Origin of the sequence: Streptococcus mitis, assembly GCF_003942795.1 — a bacterium.
GTDB lineage: Bacteria > Bacillota > Bacilli > Lactobacillales > Streptococcaceae > Streptococcus > Streptococcus mitis_BJ.
The window spans coordinates 1-770 of the sequence record NZ_RJNY01000058.1; the positions used below are offsets into that span (position 1 = coordinate 1).

Annotated in this window: 6 tRNA genes; all 6 read right to left on the reverse strand. The window is 51.0% G+C overall.

Features of this window, described 5'->3' with window-relative positions:
• Positions 1-73: 73 nt before the first annotated feature.
• The 6 genes from D8847_RS10510 to D8847_RS10535 all read right to left on the reverse strand — a co-directional run bounded on the left by D8847_RS10510 (position 74) and on the right by D8847_RS10535 (position 595).
• Positions 74-147 (reverse strand) — tRNA-Met (locus D8847_RS10510).
• Positions 148-158: 11 nt separating this feature from the next.
• Positions 159-248, reverse strand: a tRNA-Ser gene (locus D8847_RS10515).
• A 6-nt stretch (positions 249-254) separates the two neighbouring features.
• Positions 255-326: transfer RNA gene (locus D8847_RS10520), tRNA-Glu, on the reverse strand.
• A gap of 11 nt (positions 327-337) precedes the next feature.
• Positions 338-411 (reverse strand) — tRNA-Ile (locus tag D8847_RS10525).
• Between the two features lie 35 nt (positions 412-446).
• Positions 447-517: transfer RNA gene (locus D8847_RS10530), tRNA-Gly, on the reverse strand.
• Between the two features lie 5 nt (positions 518-522).
• Positions 523-595, reverse strand: a tRNA-Val gene (locus D8847_RS10535).
• Positions 596-770: the final 175 nt, after the last annotated feature.

Genomic DNA, 770 nt, shown 5'->3' on the forward strand with positions numbered 1-770 from the left:
CGCGAGACGGAATCGAACCGCCGACACATGGAGCTTCAATCCATTGCTCTACCAACTGAGCTACCGAGCCAAATTGCGGGAGCAGGATTTGAACCTACGACCTTCGGGTTATGAGCCCGACGAGCTACCGAGCTGCTCCATCCCGCGTTAATATAAAAAGGAGGATGTGGGATTCGAACCCACGCACGCTTTTACACGCCTGACGGTTTTCAAGACCGTTCCCTTCAGCCGGACTTGGGTAATCCTCCAATAAATAGTCCGTACGGGATTCGAACCCGTGTTACCGCCGTGAAAAGGCGGTGTCTTAACCCCTTGACCAACGGACCATATTTATAAATGGGCACGAGTGGACTCGAACCACCGACCTCACGCTTATCAGGCGTGCGCTCTAACCACCTGAGCTACGCGCCCAAGTTTAAAAAACTTGGTAATTGAACAAAGTTCAAAGCGGGTGACGAGAATCGAACTCGCGACAACAGCTTGGAAGGCTGTAGTTTTACCACTAAACTACACCCGCTAAAATGGGAGTTAACGGGATCGAACCGCTGACCCTCTGCTTGTAAGGCAGATGCTCTCCCAGCTGAGCTAAACTCCCAAAGGGTGGAGTCTAGCTCAGCCAACGGTAAGAAACTTCGTTTCTCTCATCCGCCGATTGTAATTTCGATTTCCTCTCAATTACAACTAAGCTAAACTCCCTCGAGCTAAGCGACTTCCATATCTCACAGGGGGCAACCCCCAACTACTTCCGGCGTTCTAGGGCTTAACTACTG